The organism is Streptomyces niphimycinicus (assembly GCF_018883605.1).
In the GTDB taxonomy this organism is placed as follows: Bacteria; Actinomycetota; Actinomycetes; order Streptomycetales; family Streptomycetaceae; genus Streptomyces; species Streptomyces niphimycinicus.
This window is the reverse complement of sequence record NZ_JAHLEM010000711.1, coordinates 1-4458: the sequence shown is the minus strand read 5'-3', so window position 1 is coordinate 4458 and position 4458 is coordinate 1. Positions and strand designations below refer to the sequence as shown.

The 4458-nt window shown below is 70.6% G+C and carries 5 protein-coding genes and 1 pseudogene; 5 read left to right on the top strand and 1 reads right to left on the bottom strand.

The window, feature by feature from the left end; all coding sequences use genetic code 11:
* The 4 genes and pseudogenes from KN815_RS40880 to KN815_RS40865 form a co-directional block, all read left to right on the top strand.
* Positions 1 to 368 (top strand): winged helix-turn-helix domain-containing protein (locus KN815_RS40880; protein WP_216346853.1); only part of this gene is annotated, 368 nt, incomplete at its 5' end.
* A gap of 191 nt (positions 369 to 559) precedes the next feature.
* Entirely contained in the window at positions 560 to 2233 is a 1674-nt protein-coding gene (locus KN815_RS40875; protein WP_443732343.1) for a sensor histidine kinase, read from the top strand.
* Positions 2230 to 2451, top strand: a pseudogene (locus KN815_RS40870) (sulfurtransferase); the annotation flags it as partial. The gene KN815_RS40875 and the pseudogene KN815_RS40870, both read left to right, overlap by 4 nt.
* Before the next feature lie 173 nt (positions 2452 to 2624).
* Positions 2625 to 2981 (top strand): hypothetical protein, encoded by a 357-nt coding sequence (locus KN815_RS40865; RefSeq protein ID WP_216346852.1) that lies wholly within the window; start codon positions 2625 to 2627, stop codon positions 2979 to 2981.
* A gap of 343 nt (positions 2982 to 3324) precedes the next feature.
* Here the strand turns inward: KN815_RS40865 and KN815_RS40860 are convergent, their stop codons facing one another.
* On the bottom strand, positions 3325 to 3492 hold the full coding sequence (locus tag KN815_RS40860; RefSeq protein ID WP_216346851.1) for an ATP-binding protein: 168 nt from the start codon (positions 3490 to 3492) through the stop codon (positions 3325 to 3327).
* Between the two features lie 363 nt (positions 3493 to 3855).
* Here KN815_RS40860 and KN815_RS40855 point away from each other — a divergent pair.
* Positions 3856 to 4458, top strand: a 603-nt coding sequence (locus KN815_RS40855) for an alpha/beta hydrolase (protein WP_216346850.1), incomplete at its 3' end; no start/stop codon positions are given.

Below are 4458 nucleotides of genomic sequence, written 5' to 3'. Positions count from 1 at the left end.
GCACGGCGGGCGGGCCGCCGGGCGGCGACCTGCTGGCCGCGGGCGCGGTCACCGTCGCCCCGGCCCGGCGCGAGGTGTGGGCGCATGGGGAGAGAATCTCCTGCACCCCGGGGGAGTTCCGGCTGCTGGAGGTGCTCGCGGGCCGGCCGGGGCAGGTGTTCACCCGGTCACAGATCCTGGAGCGGCTGCACGGCTTCGACCGGTACATCACCACCCGGACGGTCGATGTGCACATCATGAACCTGCGGAAGAAGATCGAGGAGAACTCGCGTCGGCCGATGTGCCTGGTGACCGTGTACGGGGTGGGCTACAAGCTCTCCGACGGCGGACGTCCGTCCCGGCCCGGGGGCGTGCGCCATGAGCCGTGAGGCATCCGCGGGCTCGGGTTTCGCCGTGCTGGTGCGGCGCAGCCTGCTTCTGCGGCTGCTTGCCGTGACGGCCCTGGTGTCGGTGTGCTCGATCGCGGCCACCACGTGGGCGGTCGTGCGGACGACGGCGGTGGCGATCCGTCAGGAGCAGGGCAAGGCCCTCGCCGACGACACGAAGACGGACGTACGACGTGCTGGTCGGCTACGCGGCGCAGCACCGGAACTGGGACGCGGTGGGACCTACCGTGGCCGAGCTCGGGCGGAAGACCGGGCACCGGATCCTCCTGCGCGATGGCGAGCGAACGCTGGTGGACTCCGCACCGGTGTCCGGCCACCGGTACGTGCCCCCGCCCCAGCCGACCGCGGTCATCGACCCGCTGGCGGTCGATCCGCAGATGCTGCCCGCCGTGGCGCGCGACGGGGGGATCGACCCGCGCGTGGTCGGCCCGTACCGGGTGTCGGACGCGGAGAGCGCACGGCTGCAGGACGCGGCTCGGGGTGTCGTCGAGTGCTTGCGGACCGCGGGGGCCGCGGCGCGGATGGTGGTCGGCCCCAGCGGCCGGCCCACGGTTCGCACGCCGGACGGAGCGCCCATCGAGGGCCGGTGCGGGGCGGCGGCGCTGAACAACCCGATACCGTCGGAGCGGAAGGCACTGAACACCCTCGACGGCTTGGTCGGCAGTTGCCTGGCGCGGCGGGGACGCGGCGGGGTAACCGTGCGACTCGACGGGTCCTGGCAGCCGCTGCGCGCGGAATCCCGCACGCCCGCGCCTGACAAGGACGTGCGGGACTGCCTCGCTAGCGGGCGTGCGGAGCAACTGGAGCCGTACGTGGCGCCCGCCGCTCAGCTCTACGTCAGCAGCCCTGGCGACCGGACCGCCACCACCTTCCTCGACCTGTCGGCGCCCAACAAGCTGCGGATCGCGTGGGGCACGGCGCTCGTGCTGCTGGTGACGGTCGCGGTCACGGCCTTCGCGGGCATCCGGCTCATCCGCCCGCTGCGCAGGCTCACGCTGGCCGCACAGCGGATGGAGGCCGGGGACGTCTCGGCGCGGGTCGAGGTATCGGGCGGCGACGAGATCGCCCGGCTGTCGGCCGCGTTCAACGCGATGTCACGGCGGCGCGAGCATCTGGAGGCGGCCCGCACGGCGATGGTGAGCGATGTGTCGCACGAACTGCGCACGCCGCTGACCAACATCCGCGGCTGGCTGGAGGCGGTCGAGGACGGTGTCGTCCCACCGGACGAGAAGCTGGTGGCCTCTGTGCTGGAAGAGGCGATGCTGCTCCAGCACGTCATCGACGACCTGCGGGACCTCTCGGCGGCCGACGCGGGAGAACTGCGGCTCACCACCGAGCGGCTGAGTGTGGCCGACGTCCTCGCCCAGACGGCTCAGGGCCACGGCCCTGGGGCCGAGGCCGCAAAGGTGCGGCTCGTGGTGGCGGCGGACCCGGAACTGATGGTGCCGGCGGACCCGGTACGGCTGCGGCAGACGGTCGGCAACCTCGTGTCGAACGCCATCCGCCACACCCCGCCCGGCGGCACCGTGCTCCTGAAGGCAGCCGGTGACCTGCCCGTCCCTGCCCAGGCCGGGAGGGCAGCCGCGGCCGCCACCATGGCGGGCGTCCGGATCGAGGTTTCCGACACGGGCCCAGGGATAGCGCCCGAGGACCTGCGTTACGTCTTCGACCGTTTCTGGCGGGCCGAGAAGTCCCGCTCGCGCCAGACCGGTGGCAGCGGGCTCGGCCTGTCGATCGTGCGCAAGCTGATCGAGGCGCACGGTGGCACGGTCGAGGCCCGCAGCGCCCCGGGCGCCGGCTCGACCTTCATCCTGCGACTGCCGCTGATCCCGCCCCGACCACGGTGAAGGAGTTCTCCGCCGAGGAGAACGCGAACCTCGTCAGGGAAACACCATCGCCTACTGCCGGCCGTATCGCCTGCTGCCGTATCGGCGAGCGCTCGGCCCTGGCCTGGTTCGTCCTGCACGAGTTGCCCGGTGTCGAGAACGTCAAGAACTACGACGGCTCGTGGACCGAGTACAGCAGCCTCGTCGGCGTCCCGATCGAACTCGGCGCCGGCAAGTGACCCGTCCGGGTCCCGGGGCACCCACTGGCCATCCGCACATGTGTGGGGTGGCCAGTTTTGCACTCACGACATGTGCTTGAACGTGTGTAAGGATCTGCTGCCGGCCGCATTCGACCGAACCACTCCTGCCGACGTCTTCCCCACGTCGTCACACACCGGAAAGGGCGGGTTGTATGTTCACCCCCAGCACAAAACTCCGCAGCACAGCCGCCGCCGTGACCATGGCCGCGGCCCTGGTCGGCCTCGGGGCCAGGGCGGCGAACGCCGCTGACTGGCCCACGCTGAAGGAAGGCGCGTACCTCTACTCGGATATCACGGGTGCGGGCACAGTGACCAAGGTCGATCTCGGCGAGTTCGGCACTTGCCACACGTTGTCCAAGTCGGCCCTCTCGGTCCAGATCGTCACTGGCTCTGCGTCGCTGGAGCTGTACTCGGGGGCCGACTGCACCGGCGGTACGTGGGCTTCCGGCACGCTGGCGCAGGCCAACCTTCCGCGGGCGGCGCTGAGCTACCGGGTGGTCCCGGCGTAACGTAACGGCACGCCGCGTGCTCCGTCCTGACCGGGTCCGAGGTGACCGCGGCCGTCTTGACACCCCGGTCGATCCCTACCGACGTGTTCGGCATGGTGTGCCTTTCGGGTGTGGTCGTGCCGTCGTCCACGAGGAAGGAGACGTACCAGCGTCCGGCCCTCCGGCTGACGGTCGCGGACCGGACCTCACCGCCGAGGGCGCGCGACCAGCGGAAACAGACCCAGCCCAGCTTGGGCGACTTCACCCAGCACGCCACTGACAACACAGCGAACTCAGCCGCTGCGCGGCTCCGGTGCGAGGATCGGCTATCCCCGGCCTATAGGCCGGGGTTCGCACCGAAAAGTTACCCGAACACCTTCCCCGCGACCTGCTTGCCATCCGGCGCGCGGGCACTTTTGCCCACCCCCGTCTCTCCCCTGAGAACGAGGGCCTGCCCTTCGTCAGCCGTCACGAACGCGGCCAGCTGCCGCTGCTCGTCATCCCGGCCGATCATCGTGATGGGCGACTCCACGGCGCGTCACTCCCTTCAAACTAAGTGTGCATCGGGCGATTCGTCACCCGGAATGGTTGAGCACGCCGAGGTGGAGCGGTCGTTCTCGCAACGGGGAAGCGTGCGAGGACGACCGCTCCGTTCCTGCGGCCAGGCCAGCCAATGAACACCCTGGCCGCAGGAGTTCTTCTCCACGTCGGAGAAGACGAGGTGGGAAGCGGAACGGGTTCACCGGCCGGACGAGAAGATCGCGCCGGGTGTCCGGTCCGCGGCCAGAGGAAGATTCAGTCATTCGACTGTCGTCGCCCGCCCGTGCCTGATCGATCCTGGAACAGTCGCCCGCGTGCCGGCGCCGGGCAGTCGTCACGCTCGGAGGAACCAGCCGTGAACCGTACTCCCGTCGTCTTCATCCATGGCGCGTGGCTTCACGCGCTTTCCTGGGACTCGTGGGCGGAGCGCTTCGCCAGCCGGGGTTTCCGCGCTTTCGCCCCCGGCTGGCCGGGGGAGGCCGCTGCCGCGCGAGACGTGCGCAAGTTTCCCGAGCCGCTCGGCGGTATCGGACTGGGCGCACTGACGGACCACTACGCCGGCATCGTGCGCTCGTTCGACATCTCGCCGGTGATCGTCGGCCACTCGATCGGCGGGCTCATCGCGCAGCATCTCATCGGCGCCAATGTGGGACGGGCCGCGGTCGCCATCGCACCGGTTCCGACCAACGACGTTCCGCTGCCGGCCTACCCGGCCCGGCTACGGCCCCTCGCGCGGGCCGAGGACATGGACCGGATGGTGTCCCTGTCACCGGAGCAGTTCCGCCACGTTGTCGCGAACACCGTCGGAACGGAGGAGTCCGACAGGCTCTTCGCGCGCTACGCGGTGCCGACACCGCGCCGTCTGCTCGCCGACCTCGGATGCGCGGGTGCGGTTCGCAGCCCGCACGCCGTGGCGGACATCGCCAACACCGGCCGTGGCCCGCTTCTGCTCCTTTCC

What these genes read in the sequence shown, in the direction of transcription:
- KN815_RS40865 (WP_216346852.1), top strand. Translation starts at nt 2,625, where the DNA reads ATGTTCACCCCCAGCACAAAACTCCGCAGCACAGCCGCCGCCGTGACC.